Origin of the sequence: Helicobacter vulpis (genome assembly GCF_003660395.1) — a bacterium.
GTDB lineage: Bacteria > Campylobacterota > Campylobacteria > Campylobacterales > Helicobacteraceae > Helicobacter > Helicobacter vulpis.
The window spans coordinates 55,553-73,499 of the sequence record NZ_QXQT01000008.1 but is presented as its reverse complement, the minus strand read 5'-3'; the positions used below and the strand labels follow the sequence as shown (position 1 = coordinate 73,499).

Genomic DNA, 17,947 nt, shown 5'->3' with positions numbered 1-17,947 from the left:
AGTCAAATAACATAACCAAGAAGCTTTTCAAACAAGCTTTCTTAGAAGCAAAACGCGATTCTATCTTTTTGAAGCTTAGGGGGGGCTTAAGGGGTTAGGTGCAATCTAGGTCTTTTCTTTCATTCAAATGCTTCATGCCAACTGCGTGATAAAACATGCAACGTACATTGGCTTGGTGCAAATGCCAAGTGCCTAAATCCTGATTGAAGTTTTGGGTATAGGCGAACATTTTATACATGTTCATCACCCTTTTAGTGTTCCAACTTGCCAAGGTTTGGTTAAAACTTTTGGCATAGAAAAACATCTTCTGCATATCGGTTACGTGGCTAGTATCCCATGTATTTAAAGGCTGGTTGAACGCAAAAGCCCCGTAAAATAGATAGGACATATTGGTTACATGGCTGACATTCCATGTACCAATGGGTTGGTTGAATGCGGTAGCGTATTTAAACATACCTTGTAAATTTGTGGCGTGAGATGGATTCCAACGCGCGATCTCGCCATTAAAATTATAGGTTAAGCTGAACATGTAACTCATGTTTTCTACATGACTGACATCCCATGTATTGAGATTTTGGTTGAAATGTTTACATCCGTAAAACATAAAACTCGTATCCTTGACATGTTGCATCTCCCATGCATCTAAGGGAGCATTGAACGAAGCTAGCGCAAACATCGCCTTCATGTTTTCTACGCTAGATGTGTCCCAGTTGTTCAAAGAAACCTGTACCTCTCTTCCCATAAACAGACCTTCCATATTCTTAACATGGCTAACATCCCAAGTCTGAATACCCTCTAAATCTGTGCGCCCCTCTAAAATACGGCAGTGCTGGTAAAATTCTACAATCTTGCCGTATTCATTATCTTGCACTTCCCATAAAATACCACTCTTGATAGGAAGCTGTTGGAGTCGCGCGTAGACATTTTCTTTATTACAAAAGAGATAGCTCATGTCTTCAATAAGTCCGGTGTTGATGCTCTCTAGTGCCACGTTGGGGTCTTGCAATAATGCAATAAGCTCTTGTTTGGTTTGGGGGTAGTGTAAAAAAGTAAAGATATTGGAGGGGGCGTGGAGAATATCAGAAGCACTCTCAAGTTGCGTACCTAGAAACATTCCCTGTTTATTGGCCTGCTCTAAACCCTTCCACATGTGGAGATTTTGATTAAAATGTGTGGCGTTGGCAAACATGTAGCTAAAGTTTTGGCGGGGTTTATGGGCGCGATTCCAACGATTCCAGCGGTTTAAAGGCTGGTTAAAGGCTTTGGCACGGTAAAACATGTAGCTAAAATCTACGCCTCTAGAGGTATTCCAAGCATTTAAGGGTTGGTTAAAACTTGTAGCGTTGGCAAACATGTAGCTAAAATCTACGCCTCTAGACGTGTTCCAATGTGCCAAGGGCTGATTGAAACTGATGGCGTTGGCAAACATGTAGCTAAAATTCTTCACGCGGGCGGTATTCCAGTGTCTTAAAGAGTGGTTGAAGCGCACTTGGTTCATAAACAACCCCTCCATGTTTTCCACATGACTTACATCCCATGTTTCTATCCCATTGAAATCTTCTCGATAGGGGGTGCAAACTCCCTTTTTCTCTAAAGGCGTTTGCAAGCAAAAAAGGTAGCTCATGTCCGTGATGTAGCGCGTGTTGATCTGGGAGAGCATGGTGTTAGGATTTTTTAAAAGGGATTGCAACTCAGTTTTACTTTTTGGAGTGAACATAGCGCGCGCGTGCAACGGCAAACACAGGAATACAAACGCCACAAGAAAACCTACTAAGAAACTTCTCAGATATAAGATAAGGAACATGCTCACCTCACAATGAACTGGGCATATACGCATACAGGGTATGATATAGTGTAGTATTCTAACATGAACTCACTTAAAAAGACAATGACACGCAGACATTTTTAACCCCCATTAGTGAATATAAAAAAAATTCTTATATTCTAGAGAATATTAAGTTAAAAGATAATATTATTACTAATATCAGGTAAGCACCACTTAGTAGGGCGACTCGGACGATTTTAAGCTAATTTGAAAACGGACATTGTATAAGACTTGAACGCAAACACAATTAACCGATGTTAAACGAAATTCTACAAAAAGGATTGTAATGCGTGTTAAGTCTCTTATCGCTCTTTCTTTAGTCTCTATACTGGGGGCTGCTGATGGGAGTGGGCTTTTTATTGGGGGAGGATATCAACAGGGGAAGGCACAAATACAGATGCAAGATAAAGGCCAAACCACAAAGCTCACCGCTCCCCTAAAGGGATTTGGAATCCAAATAGGTTACCAGCTATTCCCCTTCAAATATGTCGGTGTTAAGCTTTATGGTTTTTTTGACTACGCCCACGCGAAAGGAGTCGAGTTTGCCGCTAAAAAAAACGCGTCTGGTAATCCATTGGTGTGCCAAGCTCCCGTGGTGAAGCCCCCTGTTCCGGGTGTACCTGTGCCCCCTGGAGTTGTCCCTCCTGTTGGGCTTCCTCCCGGCTTGCCCAATGTGGGCTTACCCAATTGCCAACTCAATGTCATGGGTATTTTGCAAGAGTTGGTCGGGAGCAACAAGCCCATTGCACCCAATATGTTAACTTATGGGGCAGGAGCAGATATCATCTTAAATGTCATCAATAATAAAGCAATGGCTTTGGGTGTGGTGGGAGGAATCCAGTTTGCAGGCAATTCGTGGATTTTAGCCACCCCAGATTTTAAAGATGTCGCCCTAACTTACGCGGGCTTGAATAAAAAACCAACGGGCTTTCAATTTCTCTTCAATGTGGGAGGCAGGGTGCGCTTACTAAAGCACAGCAGCGTTGAGGCGGGGGTCAAATTTCCCATGATAAGAAAAAATCCTTTCTTACAAACTAAGAATGATGGCAATCTCTATATCCGCCGTCTTTACTCTTGGTATATTAATTATACCTTTACTTTTTAGCGCGCGCATAGGCGGGCTGGATTAGGGGGATATTTTCCCCCTGAAAATGCACTCGAATGAGAATCTTGTAATGCCCCTCTGAGGGTAAGTTAAAAGGGTGTAGAGTGCATGCAATCTGCTTGGTATTCTCCACACATTCAGGTTCTCTAAAAGGCTGTAAGTGATCTCTGCCTCTAATGAGGAGCACGGACAACTCTAGGGGAGGGGCTTTGGGCTGGAGCTTTTCGATCACAATACGCACCTGATTATGACGCAATTTAAGCCGAAGAGTCGGGGTGTTTTGATTCACATAATAGGGGAAAAGGGGGGTTAGACTTTGATCTTGGTTGAGCAACACCAAATCGTAATTTTCTAAAAAGGCGCGGTAGTGGGCTAGCATGGTGTTGATGTGCGCATCTGTGAAAGTGTGCTTCTCCAAGTAAGAATTGTCATCTTGGGGAGTGTTTTTAATAGCAACCACCACCAACGCGCTCACCAAAACAACTCCTAGCAGGAGTATGGCCAAAATCCCCAAGGGCCAATAATTTTTCTCTCTAGCGTTCATGCTTTTTCCCCCCAAAGAAATAGCCATAGAAAAACAACGCTAGAAGGGAACAGAGTAAGATGTAGAGCGTTGTCTTAATAAGACTATTGTAGTTTTCCTCTTGAATATTACTTTGCAAATGCACGCGGTATTTGTGTGCCACTGCATCGGCCATGTAGGTGTAGCCATTGAGCAAAGCGAAAGAAAAACGGGCGTTGTTCTCCCGCATGTCATCCCCCCATTTCTTGGGTAACAAGGGCGCAATGCGTTCAAAAAATATCCGATCCACGTCCAGTAAATCGGCAGGATTAGCAACAATGGCAATCTTTTGGGCTTGGAAATAGGCAAATAAAGCCACAAAAGGGCTTTTTAACTCTTTTAAGTGTGTTTGCTGGTAATCTAAACGCGCTTGTTTGTTAGGCAAATCCGCGTCTGCGATGAAGAGCACAAGAGAGACCCCGGTTTTTTCGTACAATTCTGTAGAAACGCGTTGCACCAATGCCACGCTCTTGGGTACAAAGTGCAAGGCCAAATTGGCGCGCACGAAGTTAGGATCGGCTAAAAGCCCTCCCCATAGCAAAAGCACAAGTCCGAGCGCGCGCCCCACTTAAACCGCAAACAAGAAAGTAGGTTTGATAAAGTAAAGCACCACAGAGATGACAAATAAAACGATGAGAAACAACCCCAGCAATTTTTCCATACCCGTAAACATGTTATTCCTTACTCTGATAGAATTGGCGATCTTTTTCAAACATTTGAATCTTGCCCGTATCTAGCTTATAGTAATGCGTGGCTTCTTCTTGTTGGATATGCACTGCTTTAGTACCAAGAAAGGCCACTACGCCCAAGAGTACTATCACCACAAGCCAATACCCCAATAAACCATTGAGCCATTTCATCACTCCTCTCCTTGTAAAGACTGGATATAGTGGGCGAGCGCGCGCACCTGAATATCATTGAAATGCCGATAAGCAAAGCTGGGCATCTCCCCAATATGCCCCTTCTTGCCCTTGTCTAAGATTTCCTTTAAGAACACTTGCGTGCCATAGTGGGTTAGATCCGCAGCCATACCCCCCTGCCCCTTGCCATCTGCCCCGTGGCAACTCGCACACATATTAGCAAAGATCGTTTCACCTTTTTGTACCAACTGAGGGTTGCTGGTGTGCTTGAGATCGGAGATTTTCCCCATGACATAGCTAGCGACCGCCTTTGCGTCCGCATCGCTCATTTCGATGGGGGGCATCTCCACTGCTTGGTAACCCAAGCCCACAGACCCCTGTTTGATAATTTCCATGATTCCGGCTTCCTTGCCCCAAGTTACTAAATTACGCGCAGTATTATCCAAGCCAGTCGCCTCTAAGCCATGGCATTGGGAACATTGTACCAAGAAGATTCCCTGTCCCATTTGCTCTAAATCCTTAGCACTTAGATTTTTCCAGCGCGCTTCAAAATTGTGGTTATATCTAGCGATCTCCTTATTATATTCCCCAATTTGGGAATAATTGAAAAGCGGATAGCCAAGAAAGATATACCATACACCCCATACAATGATAGCTAAAAAACTAAGGATCCATCCTGTGGGGATATTGTTTAAAAACTCGGCGATCCCATCGTATTGATGCCCCCCATTGTAAAGATTACCCCCGCTGGTTTTCTCACGCATTGCCTTGAACAAGGATGAGCTCATGCTCAAGGTGAGCACCAAGATCACTAAGGCCGCCCCCAAGGCAAACAAATTGATGTGGTCTTTTAAGATCTCCATTTAACCTCTTTTGTGTGATGATAGGGATGGGCGCGGCTCAATGGGCGCATCATGGAGCTCATCTTGGAGCGCTAGCTGACTGTAACGCTCGTAATCCGTGATACCCTTTTTATCTTTCACATACATGCTAACAATGTAGGCGTAAAGAAACAGCGTGAAGAGAATTGTAAAAAAGACATAGGCAAGCCCTCTAACTGTATCCAAATCCATCACTTGCCCTCCTTAGTGGGGGTGGCATGGGCAATCCTAGACTGCCCCAAGCTATTCAAATAGGCGATCAAGGCCACAATCTCTTTAACCCGCCCCTCCTTAAGGGCTTGGGCAATTTGGGGATTTTGCATGTCATCCACAATAGCTTTTGCCTCTTCTAGAAAGAGCTTTTTGGCTTCTTTAATATCGCCTAGCTTGACTCCATTGGGGGTATCATAGGGCACGCCAAAGATCTTTTTCTCAGCATAGGCTTCTGCGTAGGCAGTGTCAAAATCGCTGTCCTTGGTAAATAGGTGCTTGTAAGCGGGCATGATACTTCCGGGTACCACACTAGTGGGCTCTAGCATGTGCTTTTCATGCCAAGCGGTGGTGCGCACATCGCCCACGCGGTGCAAATCTGGCCCAATGCGCCGAGAACCCCATAGAAAAGGGCGATCGTAAGCGTACTCCCCACTCAGGCTATAAGCCCCATAGCGTTGTACCTCTGCTTGAAAAGGGCGAATCAGCTGGGAATGGCAATTATAGCACCCCTCTTTGATATAAACTTGTCGCCCGGCGGTTTCCAAAATGCTATAGGGTTTCAAGCCCTCAATAGGCCTAGCTGACTTGAAGAAGTTGGGCAAAATTTCTACAATGCCTGCAATGGCAAAAGCAACCACAAAGGCCAGAGTAAAAAAGAAAGGGTTTTTCTCTAAAAACTCGAACATAGCCACTCCTTATCGCATGCCCATAGGGGTGGCGTAAGCAGGTTCTTTTTCTAACACGCGCCCTTTTTGAATCGTCATCAAGACATTGTAAAGGAAGATGAAGAACCCAGTCAGATACAAGACACCTCCTATGCCCCTGATGACATAATAGGGGATTAAGACCCGCACAGTGTCGATGAATTGGTAAACCAAGTTGCCATATTGATCCACATCGCGCCACATCATGCCCTGCGTGATGCCTGCCACCCACATAGAAGAGAAGTAAAGCACGATCCCCAAAGTCATGAGCCAAAATTGCACGTCCATTAACTTGGCTGAATAAAGTTCTCTTTTGAAAACACGGGGCACCATGTGGTAGACCGCTGCAATCATGGTAAAGCCCACCCAGCCTAACACACCATCATGCACATGCCCGATGATCCAATCGGTGAAGTGTGCAAGCGCATTGACGGAACGAATTGCTTGGATAGAACCTTCCAAAGTGGAAAGCATGTAAAAGGTGCTGGCCAAGACTAGAAATTTGATCAAGGGGGACTCTTTGAGTTGATGCCATTGCCCTCTTAGAGTGAGTAACATGTTGATCGCCGTTCCCCATGAGGGCAAGATCAAGATCACAGAAAACACAGAAGAGAGGGTTTGCACCCAGTCGGGCACGGTGGAATAGATCAAGTGGTGCCCGCCCGCCCAAATGTAGACGAACATCAAACTCCAAAAAGAGAAAAGGGTTAATTTATAAGAGAAAATAGGTTGCCCGCTCTCCTTAGGCAAGAAATAATAGATCGTGCCAATCACCCCACTGGTAAAGACGAACGCCACCGCATTATGCCCCCACCACCATTGTACTAACGCGTCATTACTGCCCGCATAAAGCGAAATAGAATGCCACACACTCCCCATATTTGCCACAAAATAGGTAGGGATAGAGAGATTGTTAAAAATATACAACACGGCGATGCCGACATAAGTAGCGATGTAATACCACAAAGAGACATAGATGGTATTCTCGCGTCTAACCCCCATGCTCCCAAACATGCTAACCCCCCAAAGCACCCACACGATCACCACCAAAATGTCGATGGGCCAAGCAAGTTCGGCATACTCTTTACTTTGCGTGATGCCCGCAAGCAAACTCACCACGCCCGCCACCAAAGCCGCGATCCACACCCAAAAGTGCAAATACCCCACCATCTTTAAGAAAGGGTGGTCGTGGTAAGTGATCTTCAAGACCCTTTGTCCAATGTAATACCAGCTTGCCCAAATGCCCCCCAATGTGAAGCCATAGATCACTCCATTGGTGTGGAGGGGACGCAAACGCCCAAAGATACTATACTCTCCAGCAATGTAATTGAGTTGGGGAAAAGCCAGCTGAAAAGCCAAAATCACGCCAATTACCATACCGATAACCCCAAAGGTGATCATCGCAATGATGAACAGGCGCGCTATAGAGTAGTCATACTCTGCGACCTCCCCCCTTGCCACCCCAACAGACTTGGCGTAGCTCTGTTGCATGCCAACATCCATGCACACTCCTCAATCTGATTTAAAAATCTCGAGTATAGCATGGTTTCTGGTGAAGTCAGCTAATGAAAGGAGCTAAAATAATGCACTCACCTGAGTAATGAGGGCTTGATCGGCACTCAAATCTAAATAGTTGAAATGCGCCCCACTTTGGTGCGTGCCTTGTAATAAATCTCCAGAATCGCGGTATTTCAGATCCAAATTGGCGATCTCAAACCCATCTAAAGTTTTGCTAAATTCTTGTAAGCGGGGGTTGTCAGTATTGTGCGTGAATAAAAAGCAATAGCCCTTACCGCCCAAGCGCGCGACTCTGCCTCTGAGTTGGTGCAAGGTGGCCAGCCCCAAGCGCTCCGCCCCCACGATCACGATGCTAGAGAGTTTGGGTAAACTAATGCCTACTTCTATAAGTGTGGTGGTGAGGAGAATATTGCCTGCCTTAGCAAAGTCCTCTAAAATTTCTTCTTTATCTGTGTCTTTTCCGCTTGTAATATAAACTTTTTCAAAATGTTTTTGCCAGTAAAGCGCGCCTTGTTTAAGGGGCATATACGTGGTGTGTGCGCTCTCTTCTACAAGGGGGTAAATGATGACAACTTGTTTGTGTCGAGCGATCTCTTGATAGATATGGGTTAAAAGCGCGTTGAAATGGGTCTTATCAATCAAATGAGTAGCGATGTCCTTGTGGTGAGGCTTATCTCTGATGAGGGTGGTCTTGACAAATTTCGCGCTCATCATCGCTAAGGTTCTAGGAATAGGGGTCGCAGAGAACTGCAAATAATGGGGCTTGCGCACAGAACCATCTGTAAACCCGATGCGCGCGCGTTGTTCTAAGTCATAGCGCTGTTTTGTCCCAAAGCGGTGTTGTTCATCGCTGAGTACTAAGGCAACTTGGGACATGTCTAAGTCCACATATAGGAGGGTGGTTGTACCGATGATAAAGGTCGCTTCTTGCAGGGCTTGCAAGGCTTTCTTGGGCGTATATCCCCCTAAGAGTAATGCTACCTTGATGTAGGGGGGTAAAAATTTACGCGCTTCCTCATAGAGCTGTTTGGCTAAAACGCTAGTAGGTGCCATTAAAAGACTTTTATAAGGCGCGGCCAAAGCCACGCTGGCTAAAATCACCATGGTTTTTCCACAACCCACATCGCCCATCACTAGACGTTTGCTCGCCAGTTCTCCTTGCATGTCTTCTTGAACATTAGCGATTGCGCGCTGTTGATCGGGGGTGAGAGCAAAGGGCAGGGCTTGGATAAACTCTTGGAGTGCTTTGGTGTTAGCATGCCCACTAAATTTACTAGGAAACTCCCATCTTTTGCCACTCAAGTGCAACATATACACCAAGGCTTCTATGAATTTAAGCGCTTGCAAGTATTTGCCAAAGAGGCCTTTATGGGTGTCAAAGGCGTGTACAAATTCCAAAGTAGGGTGGAAGAGCAGAGTTAAATCTTGGATCATCTCTTCAGACACACCCACTAAAGCCAATTTGGCAAGATTCTTGATACTCAAGATTTGGCGTACGAAGTCGGGATAATTCCTCGTGGTTTTTTGGGCTTTGAAGGCGCGGGTGTGTTTAGCCTCTTTTTTGAAGTACAGAGCGATGGTCTGGGGGGTTTGGACCACTTGGGGTTGGGTCATTTGAAACGCACCGCTGTAGTGGTTATGGCTGATCTTGCCATAGACAAAGTAACGCTTTTGCGATAGAGCGTGGACATGGTAGGCAGAATAATTAAAACACACCAGTTCAATTTCACGTTGGAAAGCTAGAGCACGTGCACGCACCTTAAGCACTTTGGCCGCGCTCATACCTAAATACTCTACTTCGAGACAACCTTGTTGATTTGGCTGGAGATTTTCTAAGAGGGTGTAGGCACGATACCCCTTAGGGGGGTGTAGCACAAGTTCTAAAAAGTCCACCAAGCAAAGCCCCACGCCTAAATCTAGTTTGCTATCCAATTGCGCCACCACATACTTTTAGTTAGTTTTTTCTTACCTAAAGCATGCTATTATAACCCAAAAATGTAAGGATATTGAGATGTTGAATCCATTGAAGTATTATGCCCTCGTCTTGGTTTGCTTGGGCATGTTGGTGGGGTGCAAGGACACAGCAAGGTCCAGCAAGTCTCACCCCCGGAACGCGCCCACGCAGCAAGGTCAAGTCGCTCAAAAACCAAAATCCAACAATGTGGTTGGACAGGACACAGCTATAGAGAGTTTGGAACACCGCATCGATGACGCTAAGACGACCCAGAAGGTTGATCGTATTATCAATGTAGAGGACGCGATTCAGGACGCGACACAGCCCACCGGCCCAATGTATACCCCGCAAAACAACAATATTTTGCAAAATTGGAATAACCACGAAGACAATTTGAGTTCGCCACTCAATCACAATTATTAGGATCGGGTATTTTTGCGCGTCTTCTATGCCTTATGGGAGTGTGGGGGCTCTTAGTTGTCTGCTTGGACGCGGCTAAAAGCCGCACTTTTTTGCTCAGCCAGTTCCAAGTGGGGCAGATGCACTTTTATACCCAAAACGCTAATGGGGAGTTTGTCAAGCATTACCGCACCATTGAGGGGGCGAGTATTCTCTTTGGGTATGAATACAATCCTTTAGATCGCTGGTTTTACACCCGTTACTATGGATTCTTGGATTATGGTTTTGTCATGCTGGATAAAAATAGCAATATAGAAACCAACATGTTTACCTATGGCGCGGGGGGGGATTTGGTAGTGGAATACAATAAAAACCCTCTGAATGTGTGGGGGCTTTTCTATGGCATGATGATTGGGGGCAACACATGGACCACCTCGCGTTTCTCGCGTAATTTTCTCATTGAAAATTACCGCTCTTTCACCAGTCTACGTTTTAGGCATACCTTTTTTAGGGTTTTTGCCCAAGTGGGGGTGCGTTTCCAAACGGTCATTCTCTATCATGATGTGTCTGTAGAATTTGGCTTTAAAGTCCCCCTCAATGGCGAGATCGGCTCTAAATTTGTGCGCGATTATAGTATCTTTCTTTCCCATACTTGGTATTTTTAGGTTACAATTCCCCTTAAAAAGGATTCACTATGGTAGTGGCTTTATTTGGAGGGCAGGGTTCTCAACATGTGGGCATGGGCAGGGATTTTTGCACGCATTTTAGTTTGGCTAGAGAAATGTTTGAAGAAGCTAGCGATGTTTTGCAAACTGACATGCAAGCCCTGTTATGGGAGGAAGATGCGCGACTCAGCCAAAGCCCCTACACCCAAAGCGCGCTGTTTTTGGTCTCTATGGTGGCTTTTAGAGTCTTTATGAGAGAAATCGGAGAGTTGCCTGTGAGTGCAGGGTTGGGGCATTCTTTGGGCGAAATTAGTGCTAATGGGGCTAGTGGGGCACTCAGTTTAGCTAAGGGGCTACAACTCGTGTTTGAGCGGGGGAGCTTGATGGAACGCGTGTGCGCGCAAAGCCCCAAAGAGTTAGGCATGTTGGCCGTCTTGGGCGCGTCTAAAGAGAGTTTACTAGATTTTTGTACCCAAGCGAGATCACAGGGGCGCGCGCTCTATGCGGCTAATTTTAATGGCTCTCAAATTGTACTAGCCGGGACTAAAGAAGTACTATGTACCCTGCAAGCCAAGGATTTAGGGGCTAAAAAATTAGTCTTATTGCCCATGAATGTGGTGAGTCATTGCGAGATCTTAGCCCCCATGTTAAAGGATTTTAGCGCACTCTTAGCGCAAAGCCTAGAAGATCACTACACTTTTAGCGTGGTCTCAAACGCGAATGCCTTGTTGTACCGCTCCAAAGAAGAGGCTTTAAAATGTTTGGGCGTGCAATTGGTCCAGCCCGTGCTTTACGATGCATGCGTGCAACTATGCGAATCCAGCGCGTCCTACTATTTAGAATTTGGCACCAGTGTGCTCAAAAATCTCAACAAGCGCCTAAGTTCCAAACCCACCTTGAGCATTACCGACCAAGCCAGTTTGCAAGAGGCTCTAAAGTTTACACGCGCTCAAGCAACTAAATAGCCCGCGACTGAACGCCAATTGTTGCTTTATGTAGCATTTGGTTTATTTTTATTGTTGAAAATGCGAAGCATGCGCACAAATAAAGGTCATTCTATAATTTTTTAGTTACATTAAGGTAAACCATTTGTGAGCAAATGAGTTTTTGTGCAACATTTTTTAAAATCTCAATTGTAGGAGGCGACATGCCACTGGGATCGCGCGTTTTTAAACCTTCTCTTTTAACCTTTTTTGGCTCTTTGGCTTTGGCCGCGGGTGCTCTGCAGGGCTTTAGTTATAAGCTTGCAGGCTTTGCCAACCAAGCTGCTTCCATCGGTTTTAATAATAGTAAGATCAACAGAGATAAGGGAATTTACCCCACAGAGCGTTACGCGACCATCACCGGATATTTAGGCTTAGAGGTGGGCTTGTTGCCAAAAGATACAAAAGATCACACTCTTAATTTTAAGATCGGGGGCATTGTGGGGGGTGTGCTCTATGATGGCACGAAGTATAAACAAGGGGGCTCGATCATCAGCGATATCTTTGGAGGCTACAGTGGTTTTATGGGAGGATACAAGTTCTTGTCTGACGATGAGAATACTTTAACAGAGGCCGACCAAAAGAGACTCACACACAACTATGTATGGAGTGATATTTTCCTCAACTACCAGTACAAGCAGTATTTTGGGATCAAACTAGGGCGTTATAAATCTAGCATGGAGTATAGGAGCGGTCAAACTCAGGGCTTTGAGGTTTTTGGGGGGACTAGGGATTTGCGTGTAACATGGTTTAGCTCCTTTGGGCGCGCGTTCGCGGCTGGCTCATTTATCCACGATTGGTTTGCCGCCAGAACAACCCGTTATGGCAATTATACTAAAAATGCTCAAGGGGGCTGGGATGCGCATGGGGCTCAGACACTTTTAGGCACCCATGCCCTGCAGGTCAACTACCAACGCCACAAACTCTTGTTAGAGGGCTTCTTTTATTTTTCGCCCAAGATTTTCAATGCCCCCGGCTTTAAGGTCGCATGGGACACCAATCCTAACTTTGTTAAACGGGGTTTCCGCTCTCAAACCTCTGTGCTTGTCTTCCTGCCGGTTTATTATCCTTGGATGGTCATTAATAGCAGTGGGGGGCACATTTACAGATATGCTACACCTGTTACGCGCACTGGACAGAGTTTGGCTATCAAGCAACGCTTTGATTTCAACGAGTTTTACCTCGTGGGCACTTTTTTAAAGAATTTCCAAAATCCCAATACCTATATCGGAAACATGGGTAACCCAGCTGGGGTGGCATTTGGTTCTAACAGCGCATGGGAAGGGCTTAATGGGCCTTCCATCACAGCAGATGCAGTAACGGGCAATATCGGTTATGGGGGGACACATTTCAAAAAGAAGTTTATCTGGCAAATGCAATGGCAGTGGAGTAGCGCGCCCATCGCTTATGCGGCGCGTGTGGGCGTGTTTTTCCAGTATACCTTCAATAAGATCATAAGCGCAAGTGTGGATCTTACCTATTTTGGGGTACACATGAACAAAGGTTACCGCGCTGATGTAAATGACGGACCCTGCACAGGCTACTGCAAAGGAGGGTATCAAGATCGCAGTAGCCTAACGACAAACTTGATCGCCACTTTCTAGGGCTTGTTGGGGTGTGTTTTCTTGATAAAAGTATAAACTAAGAGAAAATTCACGCCTAGCATGCTATGATTTCTCGAAGGTAAATGCAAAGCATTAACGCATGCCCAACATTTATCCCGCATCATCTAAAAGGGGCAGGCATTGAAAAAAGTCGCTTTGCTGTCTAGAGGCTTGGTAGCCGCATTGGGTTTATGGGGCGAAATGGACGCGCTAGATTGGCGCAATCTAGAATCCTTTGCCAAATTCAAGGCGGGGGCAGAATCCTTTTCTAAAGTGGGTTTCAACAACAAGCCCATTAACACAAATAAAGGGCTTTACCCGACAGAGACCTTTGTTACCGTAGTGGCCTATTTGCAATTAGATTTTCCCGAATTGCTCTCCAAGAGCGCGACTGCGCCGGACATCATCTCTCTGGGAGTTTAGGGGGCATGGGAGGGGGGTTGATCTATGATGGTACGCGCAATTTGATCAACCAAGCTACAGGAAAGCCCTATGGGGACATGGCTTGGAACTACTTTGGCTATTGGGGCGGGCTAGTGGGGCAAAAACCATGGGCGCAGTGTGGCCTAAGTAATGGGGTAAAAGATTACGCCCAAGGGCAGAGCATGACTCAAGCCCAGTTGACTGCCCTATCCGATCAAACCCATGAGAGTTGCGCGCAGGGGTATGCGGATAATTCTAGACACTACGTGATTTACAACGCCTATATTGATTATTCCTACAAGGATATTTTCCGTTTCAGGGGGGGGCGCTATGAATCTCCAGCAGACTACATGAGTGGTTATACCCAGGGGTTGGATATGACGGTGAAGTGGAAGAATTTCAAATTTTGGTGGTTTAGCTCCTTTGGACGGGGCTTTGCCTACAATGAGTGGCTTTATAACTTCTATTCGCCCAAAACTTACACTCTGGCCAATGGCAAGGAAATCAACCCCGGGGTACATGCTTTTTACATCACTTGGCAGTATAAGGGCTTGAGTATTGTGCCCTTTGTCTATTTTTCGCCCAATAATGAATACGACCCCAACTTTACCATTCTCTATGACAGTAAACCGGATTTTAAGGGTTTGGGTTGGCGTTCACAAACCGACATCACAGTTTTAAACCCCTTTTATGCCAAGCGCTTTTGGGATACTTACCAATTTGGGATGCTCTCCAAGAAAAACGCGCATAGCTTGATGGTTAAACAACGCTTTGACTACAATAACTACAACTTTGGGGGGGGGATTTATAAGAGTTTTGGCAACGCCAACTGGATGATTGGCTACCACGGAAGCCGTTTGGGTTTTGACTTTTGGACCAATAGCGTGTACGCCAACACCATTAACTCTCTTTCCTATATGATGGACGCGGACGCTTTTACCGCCTTTATCTTTGGGGGCGGTGTGCATGGGCGCTTTTTATGGGGTTCTTTGGGGCGGCTTACCTATGGGCCTAGGGCTAACGAACAAGTTTTTTCTTTCAACTTGGGCTATGAGTTTTCCAAACATTTTTACGCGGACATCAAGGTAGAGTATTACAATGTGGACATGCACCGCGGGTATAAAATGGGCTGGAATGGCCCCTTTTTAGACAGCCAGCCAGCCACACACCAAGATAGAAGCCATATTTTTACAGAAATTAAAGTGAGTCTGTAGTGCGATGCGCTTGCTTGCCCGCACGCTAGTTTTTGTGTCCATTGCAAAGGGGGGCTTCTTGTGGGGGTTTGATTATAAATTGAGTGGGATGGTGGAGTCTTTTTCTAAAGTGGGTTTTAACCATTCTCCCATCAATTCTGCTAAGGGAATCTACCCCACAGAAACCTTTGTCGCCATGACCTTGAAAACCCAAGTGGACGCGACTTTATGGAACAAAAACGCACACAAGATCAGTAGCGGGATTGGAGGGGCTTTGGGGGGCTTGGCTTATGACAGCACGCGCTTTTTGATCGATCAAAGTACCGGGCAGGTTTATGGCTCTAGGGTATTCTACTACATAGGCAGGTGGTGGGGCTATTTGGGCAATGCGCCGTGGAAAGATTCGAATGTGGAATCCGACCAACACACCCGCCCCTATGTGCTCTATAGTGCCTATTTGCGCTACGATTATGGCAAAACCTTAAATATCCTAGTGGGCAGGTATTTGGCTAAAACGACTTTTATGAGCGGCTATACAGAAGGCTTTGAGATCTCCTATTGGTTTTTAAAATACTTTCGGGCTCGATGGTTTAGTTCCTTTGGGCGTTCTTTAGCGGTGGGGGAATTTGTGCGCGATTGGTACGCGCCCATCACCACCACCACTAAAGAGGGCAAGCCTATTAACCTGGGTATCCACGCCTTTGGCTTGAGCTATGATAGTCCGCATGTATTTTTTGAACCTCTTGTGTATTTTTCTCCTAACACATATGTTACTCCGGGGTTTAAATTCCACTACAATAGCAACCCCAAATTTGAGGGGGTGGGGTTTAAGTCCTTGAGTGAAATTGTGGTGATTTTTCCTATCTATAGCCCGCATGTTTACAACGCTTATTTTAGGGGTTCTCCTTTGGGCACTTGGGGGTCAAGCGTGTACATCCAGCAACGCTTTGATTACAACCAGTTTAATTTTGGGCTGGGTTATTTCCAAAACATCGGCAATGCAAATGCCAAAATTAACTGGTATGGAAGCCCCATTGCTATAGATTACCGGGATAATAGCGTTTATGGGGGGTTGATGGATAACATGCTTGCGCCCAATGCGATCACCATTTACGCCTTTGGCGGGGGAGTATACAGGCGACTCTCCTGGGGGATTTTAGGCAAGCTCACCTATTCCCCGCGCGCCAATGAGCAGACTTTAGCCTTTAATATTGGAATCAAATGGAATCGCTACATCACCAGTGATATACGCTTGGTTTATCACGAGGTGAGCACACACAGAGGTTATAAGGTGGGCTATAATGGCCCCTATAATCCTAATAACCCTGATTTTGCTCCAAATACCCAAGATCGTAGTTATATTATGACCGCTTTAAAAGCGCAATTCTAAGTATTTTAGTAACACTGGGAGACAACCATGGTTGTAGAATTTTTGAAAAACAAATTTTCCATGATAACAAGTTAGTAAAGGAGTTTTTATGTTGCAACAACTAACCAAAAGAATATGGACAGGCCTAGCGCGTCTATTCGGTCTATGGGGATTGTTATGTGTGTATTTTTTACACGCTTTTGACTATAGCTTTAGTGGGCATCTGGACACATTTTCTAAAATTGGATTCAACCATTCCCCCATTAATTCGGCTAAGGGCATTTTTCCTACAGAAAGCTTTGTGGATGTGGCTGGGATCGCCCAAATTAGAGTGGGTTTGCTCCCCAAGCATACCGCTGATCACAAGCTCAATTTCCATTTGGGCGGGGAGATGGCCGGGGTACCTTACAACTCTACGAAGTATTTGATCGATCAGGCTAATGGAAAACTCTTTGGCTCAGACGTTTATAACTTCATTGGGGGTTGGCATGGCTACTTCTTCAACAAGTATTTTGGCCCCGATTATGAAGGGCCTAGTAAATCCGGGGCCTACAACGCGCGCCCCTATGTGCTAGACACAGCTTATCTGCATTACGAGTATAAAAACATCTTTGGGGTGAAGTTGGGGCGTTACGAGGCTAATATTGACTTGATGAGTGGGTCTAATCAGGGGTGGGAACTCTACTATCGACCCATCAGAAACCTCAAATTATGGTGGTGGAGCTCCTTTGGGCGGGGCTTGGCATTTAACTCTTGGATTTATCAATTCTACGCTGTCGTACCCTATTTGAAAAAAAATGGGGAATATATCAACTATGGCTGGCATGGGGTGAGCGCTACCTACGATTACGAAGGCTTGAGCGCGCAATTTTACTACTACTTTGCCCCCAAAACCTATAACGCCCCGGGGATCAAGCTCGTTTACGACACCAATAAGAATTTTCATCAGGTGGGTTTTCGTTCCCAAACTTTACTAATGGTTACCGTTCCTATTTACTATTCTGGCTGGTATAACCCTAAAACCGGTCTGTATAGCATTTGGGATGAAGCCCAGCACGGGTCTCCCATTGGCAAGTATGGGGTGAGTCTGAATATCCGCCAAATTTTCCGCTGGAACAAGTTTACCTACATCTTTGGAATTTACAACACTTTTGGCAATGCTAACGCGCTCATTGGCAGCCACACCATGCCCATGGGGAACAACACCTCCTATGTCAATAACATTTATGGCATGGTGGGCTATGATTTTTGGGATAATATCGGTTATGATGGCCTAGCAGACGCGCTTACCAATGCCAACACTACGACCGTTTATGGCTCCGTGGGGAGTGTGTATAAGAAATTCGCCTGGCATATCTTTGGGCGGGTGAGTAATGCCAACAAAGATGCTCAAGGGCATCGGGGGCGTAGCAATGAATACTCCGCAGCCTTGAGTTTGGATTATGCTTTCACCCCTGCGGTGTTTCTACACTTTAAAATTGAATATTACGGCGTGCAAATGCATCAAGGCTATCGCGTGGCTTACTTTGGCCTGCCCCAATTCAACAACCCCGCCTACCAAGCCAATTACCAAGATAGAAGCCACATCATGACCAATATCACTTTAAAGTTCTAGGCGTAGCAGTATGAGCAGAAAAATCAAAATAATACCCTTAACCGATGGGAAAAAGACAGAAACTAGGGTTTTTT

16 protein-coding genes and 1 pseudogene are annotated in these 17,947 nt (G+C 45.6%); 8 read left to right on the top strand and 9 right to left on the bottom strand.

From position 1 onward, the window contains the following. Positions 1–94: 94 nt before the first annotated feature. The gene (locus EAO38_RS04125) at positions 95–1,759 is read right to left on the bottom strand and encodes a BspA family leucine-rich repeat surface protein (protein ID WP_235852511.1); all 1,665 of its coding nucleotides are present in this window, start codon (positions 1,757–1,759) and stop codon (positions 95–97) included. 352 nt (positions 1,760–2,111) lie between these two features. Between EAO38_RS04125 and EAO38_RS04120 the strand changes: the two genes are divergently transcribed. Further along, complete coding sequence (locus tag EAO38_RS04120) at positions 2,112–2,930, top strand: outer membrane protein (protein ID WP_121021376.1); 819 nt, start codon at positions 2,112–2,114, stop codon at positions 2,928–2,930. On the opposite strand, the gene EAO38_RS04115 is transcribed toward EAO38_RS04120, so the two are convergent. The 8 genes from EAO38_RS04115 to recG form a co-directional block, all read right to left on the bottom strand. Then, positions 2,920–3,474 carry a hypothetical protein gene (locus tag EAO38_RS04115; RefSeq protein ID WP_121021374.1) on the bottom strand — a complete coding sequence of 185 codons (555 nt, stop codon included), beginning with the start codon at positions 3,472–3,474 and terminating at the stop codon, positions 2,920–2,922. The genes EAO38_RS04120 and EAO38_RS04115 overlap by 11 nt on opposite strands. Continuing rightward, positions 3,464–4,060 carry a hypothetical protein gene (locus EAO38_RS04110; protein WP_235852510.1) on the bottom strand — a complete coding sequence of 199 codons (597 nt, stop codon included), beginning with the start codon at positions 4,058–4,060 and terminating at the stop codon, positions 3,464–3,466. The genes EAO38_RS04115 and EAO38_RS04110 overlap by 11 nt, the downstream gene beginning before the upstream one ends. A 106-nt stretch (positions 4,061–4,166) precedes the next feature. Then, positions 4,167–4,352, bottom strand: coding sequence for a DUF4006 family protein (locus EAO38_RS04105; protein WP_121021372.1), 186 nt, complete (start codon positions 4,350–4,352; stop codon positions 4,167–4,169). After that, positions 4,352–5,215 (bottom strand): cytochrome-c oxidase, cbb3-type subunit III, encoded by an 864-nt coding sequence (gene ccoP / locus EAO38_RS04100; RefSeq protein ID WP_121021370.1) that lies wholly within the window; start codon positions 5,213–5,215, stop codon positions 4,352–4,354. Before ccoP ends, EAO38_RS04105 begins: the two co-directional genes overlap by 1 nt. After that, positions 5,216–5,425 (bottom strand): cytochrome c oxidase, cbb3-type, CcoQ subunit, encoded by a 210-nt coding sequence (locus EAO38_RS04095; RefSeq protein ID WP_121021392.1) that lies wholly within the window; start codon positions 5,423–5,425, stop codon positions 5,216–5,218. Beyond that, positions 5,425–6,132 carry a cytochrome-c oxidase, cbb3-type subunit II gene (ccoO, locus tag EAO38_RS04090; RefSeq protein ID WP_121021368.1) on the bottom strand — a complete coding sequence of 236 codons (708 nt, stop codon included), beginning with the start codon at positions 6,130–6,132 and terminating at the stop codon, positions 5,425–5,427. Before ccoO ends, EAO38_RS04095 begins: the two co-directional genes overlap by 1 nt. Positions 6,133–6,141: 9 nt before the next feature. Then, a complete protein-coding gene (gene ccoN, locus EAO38_RS04085) occupies positions 6,142–7,641 on the bottom strand; it encodes a cytochrome-c oxidase, cbb3-type subunit I (RefSeq protein WP_121021390.1) in 1,500 nt (499 codons plus the stop codon). Between the two features lie 84 nt (positions 7,642–7,725). After that, positions 7,726–9,600: an ATP-dependent DNA helicase RecG gene (gene recG / locus EAO38_RS04080; protein WP_407927418.1), complete on the bottom strand. Its 1,875-nt coding sequence runs from the start codon at positions 9,598–9,600 to the stop codon at positions 7,726–7,728. 79 nt (positions 9,601–9,679) lie between these two features. On the opposite strand from recG, the gene EAO38_RS04075 reads away from it, so the two are divergent. From EAO38_RS04075 to EAO38_RS04045, 7 genes and pseudogenes are all read left to right on the top strand, one after another. Then, on the top strand, positions 9,680–10,045 hold the full coding sequence (locus EAO38_RS04075; protein WP_121021366.1) for a hypothetical protein: 366 nt from the start codon (positions 9,680–9,682) through the stop codon (positions 10,043–10,045). Between the two features lie 32 nt (positions 10,046–10,077). Then, positions 10,078–10,686, top strand: coding sequence for an outer membrane protein (locus EAO38_RS04070; RefSeq protein ID WP_121021364.1), 609 nt, complete (start codon positions 10,078–10,080; stop codon positions 10,684–10,686). 29 nt (positions 10,687–10,715) lie between these two features. Next, positions 10,716–11,651, top strand: coding sequence for an ACP S-malonyltransferase (locus tag EAO38_RS04065; RefSeq protein WP_121021362.1), 936 nt, complete (start codon positions 10,716–10,718; stop codon positions 11,649–11,651). 182 nt (positions 11,652–11,833) lie between these two features. Further along, positions 11,834–13,273: an outer membrane family protein gene (locus tag EAO38_RS04060; RefSeq protein WP_121021360.1), complete on the top strand. Its 1,440-nt coding sequence runs from the start codon at positions 11,834–11,836 to the stop codon at positions 13,271–13,273. 201 nt (positions 13,274–13,474) lie between these two features. Further along, positions 13,475–14,910: pseudogene (locus EAO38_RS04055) on the top strand (outer membrane family protein). Positions 14,911–14,914: 4 nt separating this feature from the next. Beyond that, complete coding sequence (locus tag EAO38_RS04050; protein ID WP_121021358.1) at positions 14,915–16,279, top strand: outer membrane family protein; 1,365 nt, start codon at positions 14,915–14,917, stop codon at positions 16,277–16,279. Positions 16,280–16,367: 88 nt separating this feature from the next. Then, entirely contained in the window at positions 16,368–17,873 is a 1,506-nt protein-coding gene (locus tag EAO38_RS04045; protein ID WP_121021356.1) for an outer membrane family protein, read from the top strand. Positions 17,874–17,947: the final 74 nt, after the last annotated feature.

Excerpts from the sequence above, each read along its gene's own strand:
- EAO38_RS04120 (WP_121021376.1), top strand. The coding sequence starts at position 2,112 with ATGCGTGTTAAGTCTCTTATCGCTCTTTCTTTAGTCTCTATACTGGGG.
- EAO38_RS04050 (WP_121021358.1), top strand. The coding sequence starts at position 14,915 with ATGCGCTTGCTTGCCCGCACGCTAGTTTTTGTGTCCATTGCAAAGGGG.
- EAO38_RS04045 (WP_121021356.1), top strand. The coding sequence starts at position 16,368 with ATGTTGCAACAACTAACCAAAAGAATATGGACAGGCCTAGCGCGTCTA.
- EAO38_RS04065 (WP_121021362.1), top strand. The coding sequence starts at position 10,716 with ATGGTAGTGGCTTTATTTGGAGGGCAGGGTTCTCAACATGTGGGCATG.
- EAO38_RS04075 (WP_121021366.1), top strand. The coding sequence starts at position 9,680 with ATGTTGAATCCATTGAAGTATTATGCCCTCGTCTTGGTTTGCTTGGGC.
- EAO38_RS04070 (WP_121021364.1), top strand. The coding sequence starts at position 10,078 with ATGGGAGTGTGGGGGCTCTTAGTTGTCTGCTTGGACGCGGCTAAAAGC.
- EAO38_RS04105 (WP_121021372.1), bottom strand. The coding sequence starts at position 4,352 with ATGAAATGGCTCAATGGTTTATTGGGGTATTGGCTTGTGGTGATAGTA.
- ccoP (WP_121021370.1), bottom strand. The coding sequence starts at position 5,215 with ATGGAGATCTTAAAAGACCACATCAATTTGTTTGCCTTGGGGGCGGCC.
- EAO38_RS04095 (WP_121021392.1), bottom strand. The coding sequence starts at position 5,425 with ATGGATTTGGATACAGTTAGAGGGCTTGCCTATGTCTTTTTTACAATT.
- ccoN (WP_121021390.1), bottom strand. The coding sequence starts at position 7,641 with ATGCAACAGAGCTACGCCAAGTCTGTTGGGGTGGCAAGGGGGGAGGTC.
- ccoO (WP_121021368.1), bottom strand. The coding sequence starts at position 6,132 with ATGTTCGAGTTTTTAGAGAAAAACCCTTTCTTTTTTACTCTGGCCTTT.
- EAO38_RS04115 (WP_121021374.1), bottom strand. The coding sequence starts at position 3,474 with ATGAACGCTAGAGAGAAAAATTATTGGCCCTTGGGGATTTTGGCCATA.
- EAO38_RS04060 (WP_121021360.1), top strand. The coding sequence starts at position 11,834 with ATGCCACTGGGATCGCGCGTTTTTAAACCTTCTCTTTTAACCTTTTTT.